We start from the raw sequence: 25,397 nt of genomic DNA, 5'->3' as shown, positions 1-25,397 counted from the left end.
ATTCGCCGGGGGTGGGTCCAATCACCTCCGGTTTTTTTATCCGTATAGCGGCATTACAATCTCTGAAGTTGGTCGTGCATAAATGTTCAGTTGACAATAGCTAAAAAAATAAACCCGTTATGGTTCCACGATGATGCTGCGTCCCTGCAGGCGGAAATGGATACCGGTACTTTTCAGTCCTTCCAGCACATCCGACAGTGGCAGATTACGTTGAATTTCTCCCTGGAACCGGCGGGCAGGGATGTTACCTGCATAAACAATTGTTACATCATACCATCTGGCCAGCTGACGCATCACGGTGGGGATGTCTGCGTCGCGGAAATTAAATTCCTCCTTCTTCCAGGCCAGTATCGCCGCAGTATCTGCGTGCGCTACGATATCGATATTCCCGGGACTTTTTACCAATGCCTGCTGACCGGGTAATAATACCCTGGAGCTGTTGCCTGCATTGACTTTCACGGCTCCTTGTATAAGGGTCGTTTTGATGCCTGGTTCATCTGTATAGGCGTTGATATTAAAACTGGTGCCTAATACTTCTATATTGGTTTGGTGGCTGACCTTTACCTGGAAAGGCATTTTTGCCATTGCCGCCACTTCAAAATAAACTTCTCCTTTTATCTCCACTTCCCGTTTCCCTTGCCCGAATGCGGTGGGGAAAGTAATAGCGGAAGCTGCATTCAGCCATACCCTGGTACCGTCCGGCAGGGTGAGCCGGAACTGCCCGCCTCTCGGCGTAGCCAGCGTGTTCAGGGTGGTTTGAGCAGTATAATTCTGTGTGCTGTATTGCAGCTGGCCGTTATTCAAATGAATAAGGGTGCCCTGCTGCGTGATCACGCGGTTACCGTTGCTATCCAGCGGTATGACCGAACCATCTGCCAGCCTTAAAGTGGCTTTGCTGGTTCCGGGCAGTATAGGCGTGGTGGAAAGGGCCGCTACCGGGGCAGGCGGGGCGGAAGGGCGAAGAAAATATATGCCTGCCCCCAATAACAGCAAAACAGCCGCAGCAGCACTCCACCAGCGGTACACCGGGCGTACCGGCACGTTATCTTTTGCCGGGAAATGCTTTGCACTGAAAGTATTCCAACCGGCGGCAACATCAAATTTTTCATATTGCAACAGCTTATCACGGAGGATATCCGGATCTGTCATCTGTTCAAAAAAAAGACGGTTGTCTGCGGAGGCATCACGCCAGGCCCGCAGCTCTTCCTCTTCTGCTGCTGTTAATATATCCTGCTGATAACGGCTTACCAGGTAAGCAATTCGCTGCAATAACGGATTTGTTTCACTGTTTTGATCTGCTTCCAACTCACCTCTTTTACTATAGAAACAATAAAAAACTGCTTTCGATTAAATAAATCAAAAAAAAAATTACCGGCTAACGGGATCAGTAATAATGATGATAATATTTGAGAAGGGTAATATAGATACCCAGTAATGGCAGGATGTTCTTTTTAATGAGACTGCTCCTGATAAGTTTAAGCGCCCTTAGTTTCTGCGCTCTGACAGTATTATAGGAGATCTGCAGGGAGGTGGCTATCTCTTCATTTTTTCTTCCTTCAAGATAGCTCATTTTAAAGATCCGCCGGCATTGGGTGGGCAGATGCTCTATTTCCAGGTACAGCTGCTGAATAATTTCTGTTTCCGTAAGCACCGGATCGAAGCCGGCTATTTCTGTAGTTACCTGTTCTTCCTGTAAATAAGAGAATTCTTTTTCTTTGATATGGAGCCGTTCCCTGCTTTTCAAAAAATTGAGGCAGGCATTTTTGGTAGCAATAAAAAGAAAGGCTTTTATGTTGGTGGCGGATTTAAAATCGCCCCGTTTATCCCAGAGCTTTGAAAAGGTTTCCTGCACAAGGTCTTCCGCCTCCTGTTCGTCAGCGACAATGGTAAAGGCAAAATAACATAATGCTTTGTAATGCTGGTTAAATATGAATTGGAAAGCGGATTGTTCTCCACCAGCGAACTTTTGCAGTAAAATATGCTCCTTGTTTGAATACTCCTCTATCATCCCTGGAAACACCCTCCTGACAATATAAACGATGATTTATCGGTATAAAAATACCGATAAAAGCTGATTTATTTATAGATGAGGGGAAAATATAGCGTCATTTCCCCGTGATCCTGTATACGCATCTCCGCTGTCCATCCAGTATATGTTCCACCCGTTCCACTTTCGCTTGCTTTCCTAATATAGTGGAAAACATCTCCTGCTCCGACCGGCAGAAGCGGCTGCAGCAGCTGGCCGCCGCCTGTATGGGACAATGATTTTCTATAAGAAGATAACTCTTTCCTTCGTTGATATACTCCGCCATGTATCCTTCACGGTTACGGATATCCGCTAATGTGCTCACACGGTTTTCCAGTCCGGTGATGCCTTTCAGCTCTTCCTCGTATTTTTCGAGGGTGCTTTGAGCCGTGGCTTCCAGCACTTCGTTCATCGTATCCGTAGGGAGTGTTTTATTCATGTTGCACAGCAGACGCAATGCCAGGTCCTGGTGCCGGTCGGGGAAACGCGCGTTGCCCGCTTCCGTGAGCGCCCAGATTTGTTTAGGTCTGCCCCTGCCTTTGGCTTCCGTGGTAGCCTGCACCAATCCTTCATTTGCCAGTTTGAGCAACTGAAACCGCGCGCCTTCCATCGTTACTTTCAGCTCCTCTGCCAACTTACACAAGGGTTGCGGCCCCTGTGTTTTCAGTATCCATACAGCCCGCTCATTATCGGCAAAGTTATTATTCATAATAAACAAAGTGTTTATTTGGTTTATTCAGCAAAGATACTATCTTTGTTCCATAAAGAAAACGATTTGCCGGGATATGCAACACGGGCACGCTTATCCGGCAGATCTCATACGCATGCCATGCGCAGGCATACGTATTTTCAAACTGCGCTCCTGTATATACCGCCGGCAGGGCCCTCCGGCTGGTAGCAACCAAACAATACGAATAACCGGTTCCTGCTGAAACATCACTTTCAGTACAGGGAGCTGCATGTCTTCACAAAAAATAAAAAAACAATGAGAATAGCCATATTAATCGGAAGTATCCGGCAGGGCAGGCAATCACACAAAATTGCCCATTACCTGCAAAAACAATTACAGGGCAAAGGACTGGAGACTGATCTCATAGACCTGGCCGAAAACCCGCTCCCCATGCTGGAAGAACGGGTGGGTGTGCACCCGCAACTGCCACAGGCGGTAAAAGAACTGAGCCAGCGCCTGCATGCTGCAGATGCCATGATATTTGTTACGCCTGAATACCACGGCAGCTTCTCCGGCGTACTGAAAAATGCCCTGGATTATTTTTACAGCGAATTTTCCAGGAAAGCCATCGGTATTGTTACGGTGAGTGCAGGAAAACTGGGCGGCGTCAACGCAGCTACACAGCTGCAGCAGGTGATCCTCAGCGTTGGCGCTTATGCACTGCCGGTAAAACTCCTGGTACCGGAAGTATACGGCGCATTCAGTGATACGCAGGAACTTACCAGCGAGCACACGGCCAAATCAGCCACCAGGTTTATAGACGAATTTTATTGGCTTGCCAGCGCCATCTACGAAAAAAAGAAGGCAGCTGTTAGTATTTAAGTCAGTGGCCAGCGCATCTCCCAACGGGCAGGGACCTGCGCTGGTTCTTCTTTTCACCGGCCTTTCCTCCGGCGCTTCCTCTCCTTCCACTCCCGGTATCTCATCGAAATCCATTCCCTGAACCGCTAAAAAATCAATATCTTGTTGCCATATTATACAATATTTGCAGAGCGGATCCGTCTTCATGTGGAAACCTTTAAAAGCCGCGTCCTGCTAAACATCCAGTTAAAAATGAAACAAGAAGAGGGTAGTAAAAAGAAAGAAGCCGGCATATTCAGTCTCCTGCAACCATATATGGGTATGGTTAGCCTGCTGATCCTGTTTACACTGCTGAGCAATGGCCTCAACCTGTGGTTGCCCAAAATTATCGGAAACGGTATCGACAGCTATGAGCATGGCACCTTCCAGCTGAATGCGCTGGTGATAAAATTCACAGTGGCGGTGATCATCATCCTGGTGTTTACCTATCTGCAGAACATCATACAAACATATGTGTCTGAAAAAGTGGCGCGCAACCTGCGCACCAAAATATCGGATAAAATATCCGGTCAGAGCTATGCCTGGGTGGAACAGGCCAATCCTTCCCGGTTGCTCACCAACCTGATTGCCGACGTGGATTCAATTAAGCTGTTTGTTTCGCAAGCCATCGTTTCGCTGGTATCTTCCCTGTTTATTATTATAGGCGCCAGCATCCTGTTGCTTACCATTAACTGGAAACTCGCACTGGCAGTGATTGCTACGTTACCTGTAATCGGGATCACCTTTTTCCTGGTATTGCGTAAAGTAAGATCACTGTTCATCAAAAGCCGGGAAGTAATGGACTGGCTGAATAAAGTAATTAACGAAAGTATACTGGGTGCAGCACTGATCCGGGTAATCAATTCGCAGCAACTGGAGTATCAGAAATTTCTGGATGCCAACGGTAAAGCGATGGATTTCGGGTTATCCATTGTGAAACTTTTCGCGGGACTGATCCCTGTTATTACATTTACCGCCGGCATTGCCAACCTCATCATCCTGGCACTGGGCGGTCATTTCGTGATCACCGACAGTATGAGCCTGGGCGATTTTGCTGCCTTCAGCAGTTACCTGGCGTTACTGATCTTCCCCATACTGGTGATCGGTTTTATGAGCAATATTATTGCGCAGGCCACTGCTTCCTATCAAAGGATCAGCGCCGTGATCAATATGCCCGACATTATGCCCGCTGGTTCGCTTACTACTCCTGTTAAGGGAGATATTGAGTTTCAGCACGTGAACGTGAACTACGGTCAGAAACCAGTGCTGAAAGATATTTCCTTCTCCATAAAAGCAGGATCAAAAGTAGCTATTATCGGACCCACTGCTGCCGGTAAAACGCAGCTGCTTTACCTGCTCACCGGCTTAATCAAACCCACTTCAGGCGTAGTACTGGTAGACGGGCGCCCGGTAGCGGATTATAACAGTGAATCCTTTCATAGCCAGGTGGGCTTTGTATTCCAGGACAGCATCATTTTTAACATGAGTGTCCGCGAAAATATTGCGTTCAACGAAACCGTTACCGAAGCGGCGATGGAAAAAGCGTTGCACACCGCGGAGCTGAAAGAATTTACCGACGCGCTTCCCGAAAAACTGGATACCATCGTTTCTGAAAGAGGGGCCAGTCTTTCCGGCGGACAAAAACAACGGATCATGCTGGCGCGTGCGCTGGCCATTAACCCGAAGATCCTGCTGCTGGATGATTTCACAGCCCGTGTAGATACCAATACGGAAAAGAAAATCCTGGCAAACGTACAGGTGGAATACCCCGGGATCACACTCCTGTCTGTAACGCAGAAAATTGCTTCGGTGGCGCATTACGATCAGATCATCCTGCTCATGCAGGGCGAGATTATTGCCTCCGGCGGACACGAAGAACTCCTGCATACCTGTCCCGAGTACGTTCAGATCTTTAATTCCCAACAAAGCACCAGCAACTATGAATTACAATCTTAATAAGTTTACGGAGAAGGAGCAGAAGATATCCAACTACTCCGCATTCAGGAATTTGCTGAAGCTGATTTCCCACGAAAGAAGAAACCTGGCGGTGGCTTTAACAGCCATCCTGCTGAATTCTATACTTAACCTGCTCGGCCCCTTTTTAATAGGTTATACCATCGATCATTATGTACAGCATAAGCAATACCACGGCGTACTGATCTTTTCCGGGATCCTGCTGGGCATTTATCTCACAGCGTTGTTCACCAGTTACTTCCAGACAAAGCTGATGGGTGGTGTTGGTCAGCGTACATTGTTTACCCTCCGGAATGCTATTTTTAGTAAGATACAGCAGCTGCCGGTGGCCTTCTTTAATCAGAATAAAGCAGGAGACCTTATTTCCCGCGTAAATAATGATACGGATAAACTCAACCAGTTTTTTTCACAATCGCTGATGCAGTTTGTCGGTAATATTTCTACCATGATCGGCGCCGGTGTTTTCCTGCTGATCATTAATTACAAGATCGGGATTGCCGCACTGGCACCCGCTTTGGCGATACTCATCTTTACAAGGATATTATCTCCCTGGGTAAAAAGAAAAAATGCTGCCAACCTGAAAACGGTAGGTAACATGAGTGCGGAAATACAGGAAAGCCTGAGCAACTTCAAAGTAATTGTGGCCTTCAACCGCCGCGATTATTTCCGGCAGCGCTTCCAGGATGCCAATGAAAAAAACTACGAAAGCGCCATTGGTACGGGGCTTGCCAACAACGTGTTCCTGCCTTTCTATGCCATGTGCGCCAGTATCGCACAGTTGCTGGTACTAACCGGTGGCATCTACCTGATTACACAAGGCGAATTTAGTATAGGCTTACTCGTTAGTTATCTCGCGTATGCTACTTATTTCTATAATCCACTAAGACAACTGGCTACCTTGTGGGCCAACTTCCAGGTGGCGATGGCAGGCTGGGACCGGATCTCTGAAATACTCGGACTGGAAACGGATCTCATTACACTAAACGCCACCACGGCTTACGGTCCTTCCCCGGCATTGCTGGAATTCCGGAATGTGCATTTTGGATATCCGGAAGGAAGGGAAATACTGCATAACATCAGCCTGTCGCTGGAAAAAGGAAAAACCTATGCACTGGTGGGCCCTACCGGTGGCGGCAAAACCACCACGGCATCGCTGATGGCACGTTTGTATGATCCTACGCAGGGCATTGTATTACTGAATGGAAGGGATATCCGCAGTTATGATGCGGATGAACGTTCCCGGAAGATAGGCTTCATTTTGCAGGAACCTTTCCTGTTTACCGGAACCGTAAAAGAAAACATCCTGTACGGCAACCCGGCGTATAAAGATTTTTCCAACGAACAGCTTACAGCAGTGATCAAGGAAGCCAACCTGGAAAAGTTGCTGGCTATTTTTGAAAACGGGCTGGAAACAAAAGTACTTTCCGGCGGTGACGGCGTAAGTCTCGGGCAAAAACAACTGATTGCTTTTATGCGGGCAGTACTCCGTAAACCTGACCTGCTGATTCTCGATGAGGCTACTGCCAATATTGACACCGTTACCGAGCAATTGCTGGGGGAAATCCTGGAAAAACTGCCGGAAAATACCACCCGGGTGATCATTGCGCACCGGTTGAATACGATTGAAAATGCCGATGAGATATTTTTTGTGAATTCGGGAGAAGTCACGCGGGCAGGGTCTTTACAAAATGCGATGGAGAAATTACTGCATGGGGTGAGAATGAGCTGATCCGTGATTTTACCCAAAATCCGGAATTTTTGTTATATTCACTACATGTCAAAATTCAAAGATGTAGTGGTAACACTATCAAAAAAACACCCCCAAACCGCTGAACCGGTGCAGGCCGGACACACGTTTGTGATAGGCGTATTAGGCAAAAAAACTGCCTTTTACGAAATTTCAACGGAGCAGTTAAACAATCTTCATAATGATGATCTGCAAAGAGAATTGTTTCAACTGCTCCATCCGCAAACCCCGCATCACTAGTCAGCATATTTTCCACACAAAAGATTAACCTGCGTATACCGCAGGTTTTTTTGTGCCGGAAAAATTTTGTACTATTTGGTAAAGAATCTATCTTTGGGTGGTAAAAGAGCGCGCTATGTCAGGCAGACCGAAAATATTTGACGACGGGGAAGTACTCAGCAAAGCGGCTGAAGTCTTCTGGCGGCAGGGATATGAGGCTACTTCCACGGAAGACCTTCTCGCTGCCATGGGCATAGGTAAGGGCAGCTTTTACCTGGCTTTTAAAGGTGGTAAAAAGGAGCTTTATGAAAAGGCGCTGGGGCAACACAGCGATCAGGCGATTGCACAGTTCAGAAGAGAACTGGATGCTGCAGAAGATCCGGTGGAATACATCCGGGAATTTTTCCGCAGGATAGCGCACAGCACCAAAACCAGGCATCAGAAAGGCTGCATCTTTGGCAACGCAGTAGCAGAGCTTTCCAATGTCGAAAACCCGATGATGAAAAGAGCTGCCACTCACCTGCAGGGGTTGGAAGGATTATTCCTGGATGCATTGCTGCGTGGGAAACAAAAGGGCACGCTGCATTCCAAACTGGAACCGGCACTGCTGGCGCGCCTGCTGCTCAATAACTGGAACGGTCTTGGTATTACCCGGCGCATTTACCCGGATAATGAAGCCCTCTCCGAACTGATAGAAACGCAATTAAAAATTCTCGGTTAATCAAGGGACCTCGTAGTTCCTTTTTTTATCATCTATTTTGTACCATATAGTACAAAACATTTACTTCACTCATGGAAAAATTCACCCGGTCCACCGCACTGCTTTTTGCAATTGCGTGCGGCCTTGCAGTAGCTAATGTTTATTACGCGCAGCCATTGCTGAACACAATGGGAAGCGATCTTCATATTCCGTCCCGCTCATTGGGGATCATTGTTACCATTACGCAAACAGGGTATGCACTCGGCCTCCTGTTATTGCTGCCGCTGGGCGATTTGTTCAACCGCCGCAAGCTGATTGTAACGCAGCTGTTACTGGCGGTAGCGGCTCTGCTCACAGTAGCATGGTCGCCGGCCAAACTGCCTTTCCTGGGCGGCATTGCAGCGGTTGGATTGCTGGCGGTAGTTACGCAAACACTGGTGGCCTACGCCGCTACACTGGCTGCCCCGGCAGAACGGGGGCGCATTGTGGGCCTCGTAACCAGCGGCGTAGTGCTGGGCATCCTGCTGGCACGCACCGTATCCGGCGCCCTGGCAGATATAGCCGGGTGGCGGGCGGTATATTTTTTCTCTGCTGCATTGATGCTACTCACTGCCGGTATCCTCTACCGGGTGTTGCCCGTTCATGATCCGCAGAAAACCATTACTACTTATCCGCAATTATTGTTGTCTGTATTCCGGTTATTCCTGCAGGAACCTGTGCTAAGGGTCCGCGCGATCATTGCCTTCTTCATTTTCGCGGCCTTCAGCGTGTTGTGGTCGTCGCTGGTGCTACCGCTTAGCGTGCCGCCGTATTCCTTTCCGGCATCTGTGATTGGCATGTTTGGTTTAATCGGGGTGGCAGGAGCCTTAGGCGCCGCCCGTGCCGGGAAGCTGGCAGACCGCGGCCACGGCCAGCGCACCACCGGTATCGCGCTGTTGTTACTACTCATTTCATGGCTGCCGCTGGGCTTTGCCACGCATTCACTAATGGCGCTTATTGCCGGTATCATCCTGCTGGACCTGGCCATCCAGGCGGTGCATGTTACCAACCAGAGCATGCTGTATACCATCAGACCCGAATCACGCAACCGCATGGTGGCCGGGTACATGCTTTTTTATTCCATCGGCAGCGGATTAGGGAGCATTGCCGCCACCACGGTATATGCCCTCGCCGGATGGACCGCCGTATGCATACTCGGCGCCGTCATCAGCGCCGCAGGACTGCTTTTCTGGGCATGCACCCTTCCCCGGAAGGTACACGCTCAAAAAAGCAATATCTTTACGGTACAGCACCAAAACTAATCCTCATGCCACATATACCCATTTACCAGGTAGATGCTTTCACACATGAGCTGTTCGGCGGAAACCCTGCAGCAGTATGCCTCCTGGAAGCATGGCTGCCAACAGATATTCTCCGGAAAATTGCCGCGGAAAATTTCCTGCCCGAAACTGCCTTCTTTATTCCCTCCGGTCAGCAGGGACACTACGAACTCCGGTGGTTTACGCCCGAAATAGAAATGGACCTCTGTGGACATGCCACACTGGCCTGCGCACACGTGCTGTTCAATCATCTTGGATGGGATATGCACCAGATTACTTTTCACACGCAAAGCGGAGCGCTTACCGTTTCCAAAAATAATGACCTGCTTACGCTTAACTTTCCATCACGACCAGCAGTACCCGCTTCCCTTCCAACAGAAATACTCAAGGGAATAGGCGTATACCCGATGGAAGTACTGAAAGCAAGGGATTATATCCTCGTGTATCATGATGAAGAAATAGTACGCAACCTGCAACCGGATAAAGCCATCCTTGACCAGATCAACCTGGACCCCGGCGGCATTATTGTTACCGCCAAAGGGAAGCACGTGGATTTTGTATCACGCTTCTTCACTCCACAGGCCAGCATCTTCGAAGATCCTGTTACCGGCTCTGCACATTGCTCACTCATCCCCTTCTGGAGCCAGCAACTGGATAAGAAAGAAATGATCGCCCTGCAGGTATCTCCCAGAACAGGAAAGCTCTACTGCGTGGATGCCGGCGACCGCGTACTGATAGGCGGTACCTGTAAGACCTACCTGGAAGGAAATATTTTTGTACCTTAATTTTATGAGATATACCCGTTTACTGCTCTTATGCCTGCTGGCAGTTAACATCACTACCGCACAATCCCTGCCGCAGATAGACAGCACCGTACATGCTTTCATGGATCGCTACCAGGTACCGGGAATGGCCATCGCAGTAACGTACAAAGGTAAACTTGTATATACCGGCAGCTATGGCTACGCAGATACCAGCCAACATATTCCCGTAAACACCCAACACCTGTTCCGCATTGCCAGCGTATCCAAGTGTATAACGGCTACGGCTATATTAAAATTAGTGGAAGCAAAAAAGTTATCGCTGAACGACCGGGTATTTGGCACCAACGCTATATTGGGTACCCTTTATGGCACACCACCCTACCGGGAAGATCTGAAAAAGATCACCATCCGGCAACTGCTTGAACATACCTCCGGCGGCTGGACCAACAACGGCGCCGATCCTATGTTCAGCCATCCGCATATGAACGCCGGCCAACTGATTTCATGGACAATCGATCATCAGCCATTGGATAATATTCCCGGAACAGTTTACGCCTATTCTAATTTTGGATACTGTATTCTCGGACGCGTAATTGAAAAAGTATCCGGGATGCCCTATGAAGATTATGTAAAAAAAGCAGTGCTGCTCCCCTGCGGCATCACTGATATGCAGATAGGCGGCAATACCCTGGCCCAACAAAAACCACGCGAAGTAGTGTACTACGGCCAACATGGCGAACAACCTTATATCTATAACATTACCCGCATGGATGCACATGGAGGATGGATAGCCAGCGCCGCCGACCTCGCCCGCCTGCTTGTTTACGTAGATGGGTTCCCGTTACCTCCGGATATATTGAATGCAAAATCTGTCACGGCTATGACTACCGGCTCGGAAGCGAATCCGGGTTATGCCCTGGGATGGGCGGTGAATCCCTACCACAACTGGTGGCACTCCGGTTCCCTGCCCGGCACGGCCAGCGAAATAATTCGCGCCCATAAAGGATTCAACTGGGTGATGCTGTGTAACACCCGCACCGACAGCAGCTTCTTCAACGACCTGGATGGGTTGCTCTGGAAAGCAGTAAATGATCCCACCACAAAGTGGCCGGACACCAATCTATTTATACATGGGACCAATCATGCGGTTATGAAAAATTAATTTCCGGAGCGCCACCGGGTCTATTTCTCCCTGTTGCGCATATACGATTTTTCCACCCGGCTCCACTAAAATAGTATACGGCAATGCGCCCTGCCATTTGGGATCCACGGCTTCAATCAGCTCATACTTGTCCTTCCCGGTGAAAAGATAATTCTTCCCCGACGAATGCTTCTTCTGTAAAAACTGTAATACTTTATCTTTCTTCTCCGGTTCATCTGCACTAACACTTACAAACTCAAAATCACGCTCACTGAATGTTTTAGCCAGTATAATAAACTCCGGGAACTCTGCCACGCAAGGCACACACCAGGTAGCCCAGATATTAATCAACCGCAGATTGGCGGAAGTGTTTTTCAACAACTCCTTAATGCCGCCTACCGACACCGTGTCCAGCGTTACCGGCTCCTTTGCCCATGCCTGCGTTGCTTTTTCCACGCTGCCGCTTTTATCTTTCCACTTCACTGAACAACCAAATACTTTCGTAGTGGCCACCGGCACTTCCCGCTGCTGCAACAATGCTTCAATGGCATTCTGCGCATCCTTTGACCCGGGCTTCTTTGCAGGATTTTCCATATCATCAATCCTTCCCTGGTAACGCAGCTTCCTGTCTTTATCAAAAATAAAAATATGCGGTGTGGCAACAGGCCCATATGCCCGTGAAACTATTTCACTGTCGCCGTCGTACAAATAAGGGAAGTTGAACTGTTTATCTTTTGCGCGCTGTTTCATATCGTCGAAAGAATCACCCAGGTCAGTATATCCCAATTCATCATAACGCAACCCCTCGGCGTTGTTGGGCATAATCGCCACCAGCTTTACTCCTTTGCCGGCATAATCGGAAGTGAGCTGCTTTATCCTGTCTTCATACGCCTGCGCAGTAGGACAATGATTACAGGTAAACACCACCGCCAGTACCTTTGCGTCGGAAAAAGAGGACAGAGAATAATTTTTCCCGTCGGTAGCCGGCAGGGTAAAGTCCGGTGCAGCCGCACCAATGGGCAATTGCTGCGCCTTTGAAAGCAACGGCAACAGGAGGAAACAATACAGCATACTGCTGATAAGAAATTTCTTTTCCATTTTAGATGGTTTATTTTTTCTTGCTTGCGTACAGTATATTGGTCCATATTGCCGTAGGTCAACAGGTTCTTTTTCCGGGCGGGTGTTTGGCGGTATTTAAAGTTACTAAAAACTTCCACATTCATTTACCGGCTGCCCAGAAAACAGCGTTCTGAAACAGTTGCGTATATGCCGGGTTATTCAGCAACGCCGGGCCGTGCCCCATGAAAATATAGACGTTCCTGGCTTTATAATGTTCGTTGGTCCATACCACGGGGTGATCCCCCATCTTCCTCTCGGAAGCGGGCACATAGGAGCTTTCATCCACGCTGGCCAGCACATGCACTTGCGGGCGTGGGCTTTTATCGTAGGTATACCATTCTTCTTTGTTAATAGTAAAGGGAGATGTAATGCCCTTCATTACCGGGTGGTTTTTATCTTCCACGGTTACCTTTCCATCGGCAAAATCTGGGATATAGTTGGTGAAACGGATCCCGCCCATAAAGGTGGAAAACCAGTTCCACATGGGGAAGCCATCGAACTCACCGAGCAGGGTGGCATGATGAAACCCGATCCAGCCGCCACGGCCTTCATTGATATATCGCTCAAACGCCGCCGCTGCTGCAGGTTTCCAGCCATAAGGCGGATAGTCGAGCTGGATAAAAAGCTGGTATTGCTTTAAATAGTCATCGTTAATCGCATCCGTATTATTGATATAGGTAACTGAAAAATGTTTCTTTGCAGCAACACTATCCAGCCACGCTTTAGCCGCTTTTGAAAAAGCCACGTGGTGGCCGCCACCTTCATACAGCACCAGCGCTGAAAACAAAGGCTTGCTGCGGTTAGGATATAAAGTAGCGTTGATCTCATCCAGCAGGTATTCTTTTTCGTCGGAAGAATATTCCCAGAACATGACGCCACCCATTTTATTCGCGGTCACATAGTTGCATTTATTTTGTACGGACCATTCATCATCGTAGGTGATGAATTCACGTGTGGCGGGGTTGAACAGGTAGGGCGCTTTGGCGCTTTCATCGCGGTAGGCATGAAAGTCGTTTTTATTAACAAGGCTATCCTTTGTAAACGTATAGCCTTTACCGAAAGACTGTGATACGATCTTCCCTCCCAGCCCGGTGCCGGTGCTGTCGGCCAGTTGGAAGCGACGGCCATAAAAAGCAATGCCCATTACCAGCTTTTGCACAGGTACGCCGGCGGCCACATAGGCTTTCACCGCTTTATCGCCCGACAGCGCGCCGGGGTTATCTGCCGGTGTGAAGAGGTTGGTATGATGACCGGCATTTTTATCTGAATAAAAATCATAGGTCATCAGGTTGATATAATCCAGGTATCTGGCGGCCTTACCCATTTCCGATGTTTCCAGGAAAGCGGCAAAGCCACCTACTGCCGTAGTGAGCAGCTTTTTCTGGTGTGTTTCCTTTTGCAACTTATCCAGCTCCTTCCGCAGCGCGGCAAACATAAGGGTGAAGTTTTGTTTGTCTTCCGGACGGTATACATTGCCTTCTTCCCCAGCACGGCCGGGATATTCCCAGTCGATATCCACGCCATCCAGTTTGTATTTACGGATAATATCCACGGCACTTACCACAAAGGCTTTGCGCGAAGTATCTGTTAACGCGGCGTCAGAGAAATTTTCGCTCCATGCCCAGCCGCCGATAGAGATCAGGATCTTCAGCTCCGGGTTGATAGCTTTCAGTTCATTGATACGACGCAGGTTTACCGTATCTGTTTTTTCGTTGGTCAGCACTGCGCGGTTATGCTGCACATTTACAAAAGCGTAGTTGATGTGCGTAAGCTTCCGCGGTGCAATCCCGTCTGTATTCACCAATCCCCTGAATCCGCCCACATAGCCAATGATCACCGGCTTAGCCTGTGCGGTGGATATCTGCGGAGTGGCGCTAAGTAAAACCGGGAGTAGCAGCATTAAGATGGATAGTAACCTGTTTCTTTTTTCGGGCATAAATATTTTTGGTTGTATACGGGAAGATAATATTATTCTGCCGTGCTGTAAAAACATGTCCCATTCTTGAAAATTAATTGCGTTAATATGCCATTAATGCGGTCAATTAATGCTTTGTTAACGCTTTTGTTAGGTCTCCCCGCTTTACTTGCATCTTATTCCGGCTACAAACCGGAATACACAACTAAGGTGAATGCAAAACCTTTGGAGAATCCGGGCAAGCCGGGTTCTCCTCTTTTTAAAAGCAAGTTCCACGTTAATAACAAACAGTATACATATGAAGCGTATTTTAACAGCTTTCCTCCTCCTGCTGAGCTTATCCGCCGCGGCACAATTGAAACACAGCAGGGAATCGCAGTACCCTACTTATCATGGATTGGTGATGGCCGGCTACCAGGGATGGTTCCGGGCCGAAGGCGATGGCTCCGGCGCCCGGCGTTTTTCCTATGGCGATGAAACCCGCAGTGGAATAGACATGTGGCCGGATGTGAGTGAATATGAAAAAACATACGCCACTCCTTTTAAGCTCGCCAACGGACAGCCTGCCCGTTTCTTCAGTTCGTACGACAAAAGCACCGTGGACATTCACTTCAAATGGATGCAGCAGTATGGAGTGGACGGTGTTTTTATGCAACGTTTTTTTAATAATGCCAAACGCCACGACAGCGCCTCTTCTGTTGTGCTGAAAAATGCGTTTGCGGCGGCATCAAAATATAAAAGGGCCATCGCCGTGATGTACGACCTTTCCGGGTTAAGCGCTTCGGGAGAAGATTGTTCCGCTATTATTGAAGACTGGAAATACCTGGTAGATCAGCTGAAAGTAACCAACCAGCCCGGCGCCAAAACTTACCTGCAGCAAAATGGCAAACCCGTAGTGGCTATCTGGGGAATCGGGTTTCCTGATCGCCCCTATAACCTCCGGAATATTGGGCTCGAAAGGCTCATCGACTTTCTCAAAAATGATCCTGTTTATGGCGGCTGCGCCGTGATGCTGGGCGTACCCACGGCCTGGCGCACCTTGAACGCCGACTGCCTGCCCGATCCTTACCTGCATACCATCATTAAACAGGCGGACATTGTACTGCCCTGGACCGTACAACGGTATTCCCCCCTGCTGCACAACGATATGGACCGCTACCGCGATAACCTCATCGACGACCTGGCCTGGTGCCGCGCCAATCACCTGGAATATGTGCCCTGCATCTATCCCGGCTTCAGCTGGCATAACCTCAGTCGCTATGAATTCCCGGACGACGTAAAACCAGTGGGCTCCATTCCCCGCCAGGGCGGACGGTTTTACTGGCAGCAGATTTCCACCGCACTCACCGCCGGCGCCACTATGCTGTATGTGGCCATGTTTGATGAAGTAAATGAAGCCACGGCTATTTTTAAGGGAAGCGACCAGCCACCAGTGAGCGCTACCACGCCGTTTATTAATTTAGATGGGAAGCCCTCAGATCATTATCTCTGGCTGACCGGGGAAGCCGCCAGGATGCTGCGCAATGAAAAACCACTGACGGTAAAGATGCCCGAAAGAAAATAACATCAGAAATAGTTAAAATAATACGTCCAGGCAACGGACCGTTACCTGGACGCATTATTTTAAAGGTGTACAAAGTACGCTTATTTTACTACCTGCATGGCCAGGTGTTTTCCTTTGGTCATGAGATAAACGCCTCCGAAATAGGAAGCAATTCCCACGGTGATGAAAACCACCACCATCCATATAATTCTGCGCTTGTTTTCTTTCTTTCTCTCGTTCCGGTCCAGCACTATCTGCTCCACTTCGAGCCACCTTCTGCCAGGATCACCACCGGTATAACGTTCTGTGAGCCTGCCCGTTCTTATCAGCTGTTGATACATGGCCGCAACTGATTTGGCATTAGGGATATTATCCATCAATGCGCACAATTCCCTCGTATCATCATCTGATGCCTTTCGCTGTGTGATGGCTGCTTCCGGTAACTTTTTCAGTAATAGCCTATCTGCCATCATTTTAAAATAAGTACTCATAAGAATGCCTGAATGAATGGTTTGATATCGGTATTGTATCTACGAGATACAGGAGTACATAGTTTTCATTCCGGCCAAAAAATGCTGAAAAACAAGGACGGGGATTTTTCTCCCCGTCCCCCTGATATTTCCGGTTTTCATAATATGGATACCTAACCACAAAGGCAGTCAAAACCCGCCACTGCAACGTTTCCCACAGGCATGCCATCTCAAACCGCTGCTACAGAATTCCTTTAGGAATTATCCCTACTTTTAGCCCATGAAAGTGCTGATTATAGAAGATGAACCAGCTCTCCGGGCAAGCATACAGGAATACCTGGAACACCAGGGCTATATCTGTGAACTGGCCGCAGATTTTCCACAGGCCATTGACAAGGTCAATGAATTTGACTACGACTGCATAGTGGCAGACATCGGCCTGCCAAAAGGCAATGGCCTCGATGTTGTAAAAGAGCTGAAGTTGCTGGAATCCAGGGCCGGTATCATCATCATTTCTGCCAAAGACTCCCTGGAAGACAAATTGAGCGGCCTTGAACTCGGTGCAGATGACTATCTCACCAAACCATTTCATCTTTCAGAACTCAATGCCCGGGTAAATGCCATTTTACGCCGGAAAAATTTTGATGGTAATACTACTGTCAACTTCAGCGAAATCACTATAAAACCCGCCTCCAAAACGGTGCTGGTACATAATAAACCGATCACCCTCACCGGGAAAGAATACCAGCTGCTGTTGTATTTCATTGCCAACCAACACCGGGTAGTCACCAAATCCGCACTGGCAGGCCACCTCTGGGGCGATGAATACGACCAGGCCGGCTCCTATGATTTTATTTATACCCACATCAAAAATCTCCGTAAAAAAATGCTGGAAGCCGGTGGCGAAGATTATATCAAAACAGTATACGGAACCGGTTACCGTTTCGGATAACATCTACTAAAAAACAGCGCGCATATGAAACTGCTGACAAAAACAACCCTGTACTTTTTATTGATCATGCTACCTGTTTTTACAGCAGGCGCTTTTTACCTGTATGCAAAATTCAATACGGAGATAAAATATGAAACAGATGAGGAACTGGTGAATGACAAACTCCAGTGGATGCGGTACCTCGATACCGCCAGTGTGAACAACCCCGTTTTCAGTATTAAAACACCGGAATTTAACCTGCATCCCACTACAAATCCGGTGCAATCAAAACATAACCTGAAAGGCGTAAACATTTACCAGGAACCGGAAAACACTTATGCCCCCTTCCGGCAACTAACCCAGGTAATCCGTGTGAATAATAAAAATTATGAACTGGTACTCCGTAAATCGCTGATAGAAAAAGATGACCTGGTAAATAACATTATCCATGTAATGCTGGTGGCCTTTGGCGGCCTGCTCCTGTTTGTATTGCTTTCCAACTGGCTGATCAGCAAAAGTGTATGGAAACCATTTTACCGGTCGCTCGACAAAATACAACAGCTGCAACTGAACAAACTGGAAAACATCCTTTTTGAACATACCGCCACGCTTGAATTTAACCGGCTGAATACCGCCCTCAGCGCCATGACCACCCGTATTCACAGGGATTATACCAGTATGAAAGAATTAACGGAAGATGCAGCCCATGAAATGCAAACACCCCTCGCTATTGCCCAGAGCAAACTGGAATTATTGCTGCAGGACGACACCCTCTCGGAAACACAACAGAACAGCATCCTAGCCGGTTATGATGAGCTGCAACGCCTGTCGCGCCTCAATCACAACCTGTTGCTGCTGGCTAAAATAGAAAACCAGCAGTACCCCGTAACGGAACAGCCCGACCTTTGCGCCGTTGTTGAAAAATACCTGCTGCTTTTTGAAGAGCTTATCAAAGAAAAAGAGCTGCATATTCATAAAGAAATGACCACCACCGCGCCGTGGCCGCTGCATCCGGCGCTCACCGATATACTGGTCAGCAACCTGCTCGGGAATGCTATTAAATACAATTATCCACAAGGTAATATCTCCATCCGGTTAACACCCGACACTTTTACCATTTCCAACACCAGCCATCTGCCCGAAATACCCGCCAATGTGTTGTTTCAGCGCTTTAAAAAACACAACAACGGCTACACCAATTCCAATGGCCTGGGACTGGCCATCGTTAAAAAAATGGCAGACTCCTATCATTTCCATCTTACCTATTATTATACAAACGGCCAGCATACCTTCAAGATAACCCTATAACCTACCGTTCAGATTTGCTCCAGATTCAGTGTTTTTCTTTGCCATATAAAGGAGCATATGAAACAAATAGTACTGGCTATCATTTTATTGAGCATAACGGGAATTACAACCGCACAAAATCGTGTGCCCGTTCCCGTTAAAGACACTACACAGCAACCGCTTAAAGATACCACCATCAGCAAAGTATCGGACCTGGAAGAAGTAGTAATTTCTTCTACCCGGAATAACCGCCGTATCGAAGACCTCCCCATGAAAGTAGAAGTACTGGGAAAAGAAGATATGATGGAAGAAAGCGGCATAAAACCCGGTAACGTGACCAGTATCCTCGGCGACCTGTCGGTAATCCATATTCAAAACACCTCCGCAGTGAGCGGTAACAACGCCATCCGCATGCAGGGGCTGGATGGTAAATACACCCAGCTGCTTCGTGATGGCGTGCCCGTGTACGAAGGCCTGAGCGGCAATTTCGGCGTACTGTCCATTCCGCCGCTGGATCTTAAACAGGTGGAAATTATAAAAGGGTCTGTGTCCACGCTTTATGGCGGTGGCGCTATTGCAGGTATTATCAACTTCATCGCCAAAACGCCCGGCAGCAAACCCGAACTAACGGTGCTGGTTAATCGTAGTACGCTGAAAGAAACCAATGTGAACGCGTACTACGCAGAAAAATACGGCAAAACCGGCATGACTCTTTTTGCCGGCGTTACTACTCAAAACGCCACCGACGTAAATAAAGATGGCTTCAGCGATGTGCCACGCCTGCGCCAATACCTGCTCCACCCCCGCTTCTTCTGGTACATCAATCCACAAACCACTTTCGTGGCAGGTTATACCGGCACCATCGAAAAACGCGAAGGTGGCGATATGCAGGTGCTGGATCATGCTGCCGGCGGCATCCATCAGTATACAGAAGTCAATAACAGCGAAAGACACAGCGCAGAGCTGCAGTTCACCCGGAAAAACCTGGCCGGCGGAACATTGTCTGTGAAAGGAGCCGGGAGCTTCTTTCACCTGGAAAATAACGTGGAAACATTTGCACTGCTGGGAAATCAAACCAGTACCTACGCGGAGGCTGCCTATCATAAAACTGCCGGCCACCACGACTGGGTAGCCGGCATCAACAACACCGGCGAAATATATCACCGCGCCAAAGGCGACAGCACATTGCTGGGCAACTACCAGTACAACACGGTGGGCGCTTTTGTACAGGATGGCCTCCGGATCACGGATCAGCTGATGGCAGAGGCCGGACTGCGTGCAGATCATCACAATAAGTTCGGCTGGTACATTTTACCACGACTGGCATTTGTGTACAAACCGGTGAGTGACCTGTCCATCCGCCTGAGCGCGGGGACCGGCTATAAATCGCCCGCTGTTTTCACCACCCAAACCCAAACCATCGGCTACCGGTACCTGCTGCCGCTCAGCGCAGGTATAAAATCCGAAAGAAGCCAGGGGATTAACTTTGACGGGAACTACCACACCATTTTTGGTAAGGTAGACATGACCCTGAACCAGGCGTTCTACTACACCCATATCAAAGATCCCATCCTGCCGGTGCGGCAACCCGGTAACCAGGGGATGTACCTGCTGCAGAATATGCCTTATGCCGTAAACAGTCTCGGTACAGATACCTACCTCCGTTTTGAACTGGATCACCTGGAACTGTACCTGGGATATAATCATACCGTGTCCCGGTACAACGATCCCGCCCGTACCAACATAGCATTTGCGCCACAGGATAAGTTTGCCGGCACGCTGGCCTACAATATTGAAGGCAAGTGGCGCTTCGGCATTGAAAACAGCCGCGTAGGCCATCAGTACGACGATAACAATCAACAAACGCCCAACTACTGGTTCTGGGCAGCCATGATTTCCCGGCAGTTTGGAGAGCATGTTACGCTGGTACTCAACGGGGAGAACCTTTTTGATGCAAGACAGGGCAAGCATGCTCCCCTTTATACCGGTACCGTTACACACCCGGAATTTGCACAATTATGGGGGCCTGTTGACGGAAGAATCATCAATATGTCATTGAAAGTTAATTTATAGTTAAATTTATCAGGAACAATGTACCTTCGCGGTCTTAATTTTCTATTCTATACACCATGAAATTTGTAAAAAACAGGTATGCGGTGCTCCTGGGCTTTGGCGCCGTACTCCTGATCCTGTCGTTCCTCGTTAGAACTGCCTTACTGGTATGGGCTTTCCCACAATCCGGGCTGCGCCTGTCCCATTTACCGGCTATTTATGGCAAAGGTCTTATTTACGATGCCGGGGTAGCCTTATTCTTTACCATCGCTTACGCGCTTTACCTGTTGTTGCTGCCACAACGGCTCAACAACACCCTGTTTAACCGGGTATTCACCTACACCGGTTTCTTCCTGGCCATGGTGATCCTCGTGTTTTCTTTTTTTGCGGAGTTTACCTTCTGGGGAGAATATTCCGGCCGGTTTGATTTTATTGCGGTAGACTACCTCATTTACACGTATGAAGTAATCAGTAATATAAATCAGTCGTATCCATTGCCATTACTGATTGGCGGCGTATTATTATTCACCGCCCTTATCACCTGGGCTTTGGCGCGCAGGGGAGTTTTCCGCAACAGTTTCCAGTCGAACACGCCGTTCGGAAAACGGCTGCTCATCTTTGCAGTCCTGACCGGCCTGATGTTCCTTCACATTTTCCTGGTCAATAATACCTGGGCAGAAAAAAGCAAAAACCGGTATGCGCAGGAGTTATCCAAAGCGGGTGTGTATTCGTTTATATCTGCCTACCTGAACAATGAGCTGGCGTATGATAAATATTATTTGCTGGAAGATGATAACAGCGCCTTCAGCCGCCTGCGTACCTTATTACAATCGCCCGACAGCCATTACCTGGCCGCCGGTAACACTATTTACAGGAGTATAACGGATACGGCTACACGTGTTACACCCAACGTGATTATGGTCACCATTGAAAGCTTCAGCGCTGATTTCATGGACCGCTTTGGCAACACCGGGCATATCACCCCGGTGCTGGACAGTATCGCCAAAGAAGGCATCCTGTTCACTAACATGTACGCTACCGGCACCCGCACCGTAAGAGGTATGGAAGCGCTGACACTGGCGGTACCGCCCACACCCGGACAAAGCATTGTTCGCCGGAAAAAGAATGAAAATCTCTTTTCTGTGGGCCAGTTGTTTGAGCAGCAAGGCTATGAGAGTACGTTCTTTTATGGCGGCGATGGCTACTTCGATAACATGAACAAATACTTTGGGAATAATGGCTATGATATCACCGACCGGCTCCGTCATAAACTGGTGGATGATCATATCACCACCACCCGCACTAACATCCCGGACAGCGCCGTACAGTTCGAAAATGCGTGGGGCGTATGCGATGAGGATATTTATGCCGCCGCTATTAAAAGCGCCGATCAGAAATATGCTGCCGGGAAACCGTTCTACGATTTTGTGATGACCACCTCCAACCACCGGCCATTCACCTATCCTTCCGGCAAAATAGACATCCCTTCCGGCAGCAGCCGCGAAGGCGCTGTAAAGTATACCGACTACGCCATCGGGCAGTTCCTGAAAAAGATCCGCACCAAACCCTGGTTTAAAAACACTGTGATCATTTTTGTAGCCGACCACTGCGCCAGCAGCGCCGGTAAAAATGAAATAGAAATCAGTAAATATCATATCCCCTGTATCCTGTACAATGTTCCGGGTGCAGCGCCGCAGGAAATCAGCACCATGTGCTCCCAGATAGATATTTACCCTACCCTGCTGGGTATGCTGCACTGGACTTACAACAGTAAATTTTATGGCGAAAATGTGCTGGAGCCCGGGTACCAGCCCCGCGCAATGGTAAGCACCTATCAAAAGCTGGGCTACCTGGAGCCGGGTAAACTGCTCATCCTGAGTCCGCAGCAAAAAGCGCAATGCTTCAGCTGGAACAAAGAACGCAATGAACAACGCGCCACCGCGATGGACAGCACACTCCTGAAAAACAGTATTGCCACCTATCAAACTGCCTATGCCCTGTTTAAGAACGGCGGCATGGCAAAATAACACATCCATCAGCGGAGAGAACGGCCTAAAAACGTTCCCTCCGCTGGTGACAATAATTCCTTGTTCGTTTCTCCGGTTAATTCCCTAAATTTATTTCCACGGTATTATCTTAACGATGTAACTACACCGGTATTCATAATCTGGCCTCTTTTTTAACATCGAATATTAAACCAACATCGCTCATGCTGGCTACTGCAGCGCTGCGTCAACAAAAGTTACTGGACATCATTGGTAGTATTCCTGCGGATTATACAACGCAGGAACATCCCGTTAATGCCGTTCAGCAACTGTTAGGACAACTGATGGAACTCACAGGCAGCACTTACGGTTTTGTGGGAGAATTGAAGAAAAGCGATACGCCTTCACAACTGCATACCATTACGATCATTAATCACGCGCCGGAACACGGCTGGAACTTCACGCCTGCCCTGCAGGAGGTGGCCTCCAACGGACAACCACTGATAGCACCGGCAGGAGACAGCACGCCCGCATTCATCGGGTTACCGGTTGCCTGCCAGCAACAGGTGCTGGCCATAATAGGGCTGGCAGGCAACACCAGCGGCTACGCTGCAGATACCGTTACTTTCCTGCAACCACTGCTGCAAATATTAGGGCATCTTCATTTTCACGCACTCCGGGAAAGGGAAACCAGGCAGCTGCAAACCGATTTTACCCGGTTAAAAGCAGAATGGGATTCGCTGATGCTTACCCTGGATGATATTTTATTTGAGATGAATGACCAGAAGATCTTCACCGGGATATGGTGCAGCAACGACAACCTGTTGTTCCGGCCCAGGGAAGAAGTGATCGGCAAAACCATTAAGGAGGCACTGGGCGAACATGCCGGCACTTTCGACCGGCTAACAGATAAACTGCTGGAAACAGGAGAAAACCAGGAATTTGTGTACCCGGATATCAGGCAGGGGCTGCAAAACTGGTACCAGCTGAAGTTACGGCTCATCAAAGATAAGTCGCCCGCCCCACGGCGCATCCTGCTGATGATCCGGAATATCTCGGAAATTGAAAAAAAGAACAACAGCTACCTGCAGGCACAATCTGAACTCCACCGGAGTAACCAGCTGCTCGGTATTTGCCAGCAGATGGGTAAAATGGGGGGATGGGAATTCAATGTAGCCACCGGCGAAACCTACTGGACCCGCGAAGTGTATGAACTGAGAGAGGTACCGCACGACTACCCCCTCACCTTTCATTCGTCCGTTGAGTTTTATCATCCGGACGACCGGTCCGTTTTCATTGCCGCCAGGGAAGCGCTGATCCATCATAAAAAGCCGTTCGACCTGGAACTGCGGCACCTCTCCGCCAAAGGCAAACCCACCTGGATGCGTACCATTGGCAGGGCGGTATTTGACAACCAGGGGCAACTTACGCACTTCAGGGGCATTATCATGGATATTACTGATAAGAAAGATACAGAACTGGCGCTCACCACTGCCCGGGACAACGCACAGAAAGCTGCGCAGTCGAGAAGTGATTTCTTATCCGTAATGAGCCACGAAATCCGTACGCCCCTCAATGCCATTATCGGCATCGCCGGTATCCTGGGGGAAAACCCGGCAGCAGAACAGGCGGAAGTGGTGCGCAGCCTGGAATTCTCCGCCCACCACCTGCTTGGACTGATCAATGATATCCTCGACTTCAGCAAAATGGAGGCGGGGAAAATTGAACTGGAAAATATTCCGTTTGATCCGGAAGCCCTGCTCACAGGCCTTATGCGTAATTACCAGCCAATGGCAGCCGGCAAGGGCATTGAACTGATTTCCCGGCTTGATCATTTGCCGGCCACCCTGAAGGGCGATCCGGTAAGATTATCGCAGGTACTCAATAACCTGTTGAACAACGCCATCAAATTTACCAGCGCGGGATCAGTTACACTGGATGTACGCCGGAGAAATGCCTCCGCCGGCGCCTGTACCCTTTGCTTTGCCGTAAAGGATACCGGCGTGGGCATTGTCCCTGAAATGCAGGCTAAAATATTTGATACGTTTGTACAGGAAGATTCAGCCACTACCCGCCATCATGGCGGCACAGGGCTTGGACTCGCCATCACCAAAAAACTGGTGGCGCTCCACAACAGCAACATCATCCTGGAAAGTAAAAAAAATGAAGGCACCACCTTCCGTTTTGATATCAGCTTTACAATACCTGAAACAGCGCGCGGTCCTATGCACAAGAAAAATAAACACCGGGAAGGTTATCTGAAAAATATGAAGCTACTGGTAGTAGAAGATAATTCCATCAATATCCGTATCCTTGAATTGCAGCTGAAAAATTCAGGTGCACAGATTGAAACAGCCAGTAATGGTAAACTGGCGCTACAAAAAATACAGCAGCAATCTTTTGACGGTATTATCCTCGATCTGCATATGCCGGAGATGAATGGCTACGAAACGATTCCGCACATTCAACAACTACAGCCGGATGCTTTTATCATTGTATTAACGGCCGACATTATGCCGGAAGTAACCGAACGACTGGCCCGTTTGCATGTAAAAGACATGCTGCCCAAACCATACGCAGCAGAGGATCTGCTGGAGATACTGGAGCGGCACCGGAAAACATAACCTCCTTTTAT

The 25,397-nt window shown here is 48.6% G+C and carries 20 protein-coding genes; 14 read left to right on the top strand and 6 right to left on the bottom strand.

What is annotated here, in order from left to right; translation table 11 throughout:
* Positions 1–117 precede the first annotated feature (117 nt).
* The 3 genes from PV783_RS12225 to PV783_RS12215 all read right to left on the bottom strand — a co-directional run bounded on the left by PV783_RS12225 (position 118) and on the right by PV783_RS12215 (position 2,735).
* On the bottom strand, positions 118–1,305 hold the full coding sequence (locus PV783_RS12225; RefSeq protein ID WP_420988157.1) for a FecR family protein: 1,188 nt from the start codon (positions 1,303–1,305) through the stop codon (positions 118–120).
* 79 nt (positions 1,306–1,384) lie between these two features.
* Positions 1,385–2,020 (bottom strand): RNA polymerase sigma-70 factor, encoded by a 636-nt coding sequence (locus PV783_RS12220; RefSeq protein ID WP_336386415.1) that lies wholly within the window; start codon positions 2,018–2,020, stop codon positions 1,385–1,387.
* Between the two features lie 85 nt (positions 2,021–2,105).
* Positions 2,106–2,735, bottom strand: coding sequence for a helix-turn-helix transcriptional regulator (locus PV783_RS12215; RefSeq protein ID WP_111580057.1), 630 nt, complete (start codon positions 2,733–2,735; stop codon positions 2,106–2,108).
* 276 nt (positions 2,736–3,011) lie between these two features.
* Here PV783_RS12215 and PV783_RS12210 point away from each other — a divergent pair, with 276 nt between their 5' ends.
* The 8 genes from PV783_RS12210 (at position 3,012) to PV783_RS12175 (ending at position 11,481) form a co-directional block, all read left to right on the top strand.
* Positions 3,012–3,578, top strand: a complete 567-nt coding sequence (locus PV783_RS12210; protein WP_420988156.1) for an NADPH-dependent FMN reductase — start codon at positions 3,012–3,014, stop codon at positions 3,576–3,578.
* 231 nt (positions 3,579–3,809) lie between these two features.
* Positions 3,810–5,552 carry an ABC transporter ATP-binding protein gene (locus PV783_RS12205; protein ID WP_111580055.1) on the top strand — a complete coding sequence of 581 codons (1,743 nt, stop codon included), beginning with the start codon at positions 3,810–3,812 and terminating at the stop codon, positions 5,550–5,552.
* Positions 5,536–7,299 (top strand): ABC transporter ATP-binding protein, encoded by a 1,764-nt coding sequence (locus PV783_RS12200; protein WP_079468512.1) that lies wholly within the window; start codon positions 5,536–5,538, stop codon positions 7,297–7,299. Before PV783_RS12205 ends, PV783_RS12200 begins: the two co-directional genes overlap by 17 nt.
* A gap of 45 nt (positions 7,300–7,344) precedes the next feature.
* Positions 7,345–7,557, top strand: coding sequence for a hypothetical protein (locus PV783_RS12195; RefSeq protein WP_079468513.1), 213 nt, complete (start codon positions 7,345–7,347; stop codon positions 7,555–7,557).
* A 115-nt stretch (positions 7,558–7,672) separates the two neighbouring features.
* Positions 7,673–8,257 (top strand): TetR/AcrR family transcriptional regulator, encoded by a 585-nt coding sequence (locus PV783_RS12190; protein WP_111580054.1) that lies wholly within the window; start codon positions 7,673–7,675, stop codon positions 8,255–8,257.
* Positions 8,258–8,328: 71 nt separating this feature from the next.
* Complete coding sequence (locus PV783_RS12185) at positions 8,329–9,537, top strand: MFS transporter (protein ID WP_420988155.1); 1,209 nt, start codon at positions 8,329–8,331, stop codon at positions 9,535–9,537.
* A gap of 5 nt (positions 9,538–9,542) precedes the next feature.
* The gene (locus PV783_RS12180; RefSeq protein WP_420988154.1) at positions 9,543–10,340 is read left to right on the top strand and encodes a PhzF family phenazine biosynthesis protein; all 798 of its coding nucleotides are present in this window, start codon (positions 9,543–9,545) and stop codon (positions 10,338–10,340) included.
* A 4-nt stretch (positions 10,341–10,344) separates the two neighbouring features.
* Positions 10,345–11,481 carry a serine hydrolase domain-containing protein gene (locus tag PV783_RS12175; protein WP_420988153.1) on the top strand — a complete coding sequence of 379 codons (1,137 nt, stop codon included), beginning with the start codon at positions 10,345–10,347 and terminating at the stop codon, positions 11,479–11,481.
* On the opposite strand, the gene PV783_RS12170 is transcribed toward PV783_RS12175, so the two are convergent.
* Entirely contained in the window at positions 11,440–12,558 is a 1,119-nt protein-coding gene (locus PV783_RS12170; protein ID WP_336386422.1) for a redoxin family protein, read from the bottom strand. The two genes, PV783_RS12175 and PV783_RS12170, sit on opposite strands and share 42 nt — an antisense overlap.
* A gap of 121 nt (positions 12,559–12,679) precedes the next feature.
* The gene (locus tag PV783_RS12165) at positions 12,680–14,515 is read right to left on the bottom strand and encodes a glycosyl hydrolase family 18 protein (RefSeq protein WP_420988152.1); all 1,836 of its coding nucleotides are present in this window, start codon (positions 14,513–14,515) and stop codon (positions 12,680–12,682) included.
* Between the two features lie 277 nt (positions 14,516–14,792).
* Between PV783_RS12165 and PV783_RS12160 the strand changes: the two genes are divergently transcribed.
* Complete coding sequence (locus PV783_RS12160; protein ID WP_363434177.1) at positions 14,793–16,058, top strand: glycoside hydrolase family 71/99-like protein; 1,266 nt, start codon at positions 14,793–14,795, stop codon at positions 16,056–16,058.
* 80 nt (positions 16,059–16,138) lie between these two features.
* Here PV783_RS12160 and PV783_RS12155 read toward each other — a convergent pair whose 3' ends face one another.
* Complete coding sequence (locus tag PV783_RS12155; protein WP_111580048.1) at positions 16,139–16,528, bottom strand: hypothetical protein; 390 nt, start codon at positions 16,526–16,528, stop codon at positions 16,139–16,141.
* A 259-nt stretch (positions 16,529–16,787) separates the two neighbouring features.
* Here PV783_RS12155 and PV783_RS12150 point away from each other — a divergent pair, with 259 nt between their 5' ends.
* The 5 genes from PV783_RS12150 to PV783_RS12130 all read left to right on the top strand — a co-directional run bounded on the left by PV783_RS12150 (position 16,788) and on the right by PV783_RS12130 (position 25,386).
* The gene (locus PV783_RS12150; protein ID WP_420988151.1) at positions 16,788–17,459 is read left to right on the top strand and encodes a response regulator transcription factor; all 672 of its coding nucleotides are present in this window, start codon (positions 16,788–16,790) and stop codon (positions 17,457–17,459) included.
* A gap of 24 nt (positions 17,460–17,483) precedes the next feature.
* On the top strand, positions 17,484–18,746 hold the full coding sequence (locus PV783_RS12145) for a sensor histidine kinase (protein ID WP_420988150.1): 1,263 nt from the start codon (positions 17,484–17,486) through the stop codon (positions 18,744–18,746).
* Positions 18,747–18,803: 57 nt separating this feature from the next.
* Entirely contained in the window at positions 18,804–20,798 is a 1,995-nt protein-coding gene (locus tag PV783_RS12140) for a TonB-dependent receptor plug domain-containing protein (RefSeq protein WP_420988149.1), read from the top strand.
* A 56-nt stretch (positions 20,799–20,854) separates the two neighbouring features.
* Positions 20,855–22,804 carry an LTA synthase family protein gene (locus PV783_RS12135; protein ID WP_420988148.1) on the top strand — a complete coding sequence of 650 codons (1,950 nt, stop codon included), beginning with the start codon at positions 20,855–20,857 and terminating at the stop codon, positions 22,802–22,804.
* 182 nt (positions 22,805–22,986) lie between these two features.
* The gene (locus tag PV783_RS12130; protein WP_420988147.1) at positions 22,987–25,386 is read left to right on the top strand and encodes an ATP-binding protein; all 2,400 of its coding nucleotides are present in this window, start codon (positions 22,987–22,989) and stop codon (positions 25,384–25,386) included.
* Positions 25,387–25,397 lie beyond the last annotated feature (11 nt).

It is taken from the genome of Chitinophaga sp. CC14 (assembly GCF_048957795.1).
Lineage (GTDB): Bacteria > Bacteroidota > Bacteroidia > Chitinophagales > Chitinophagaceae > Chitinophaga > Chitinophaga ginsengisegetis.
This window is presented reverse-complemented; position numbering and strand designations above follow the sequence as displayed.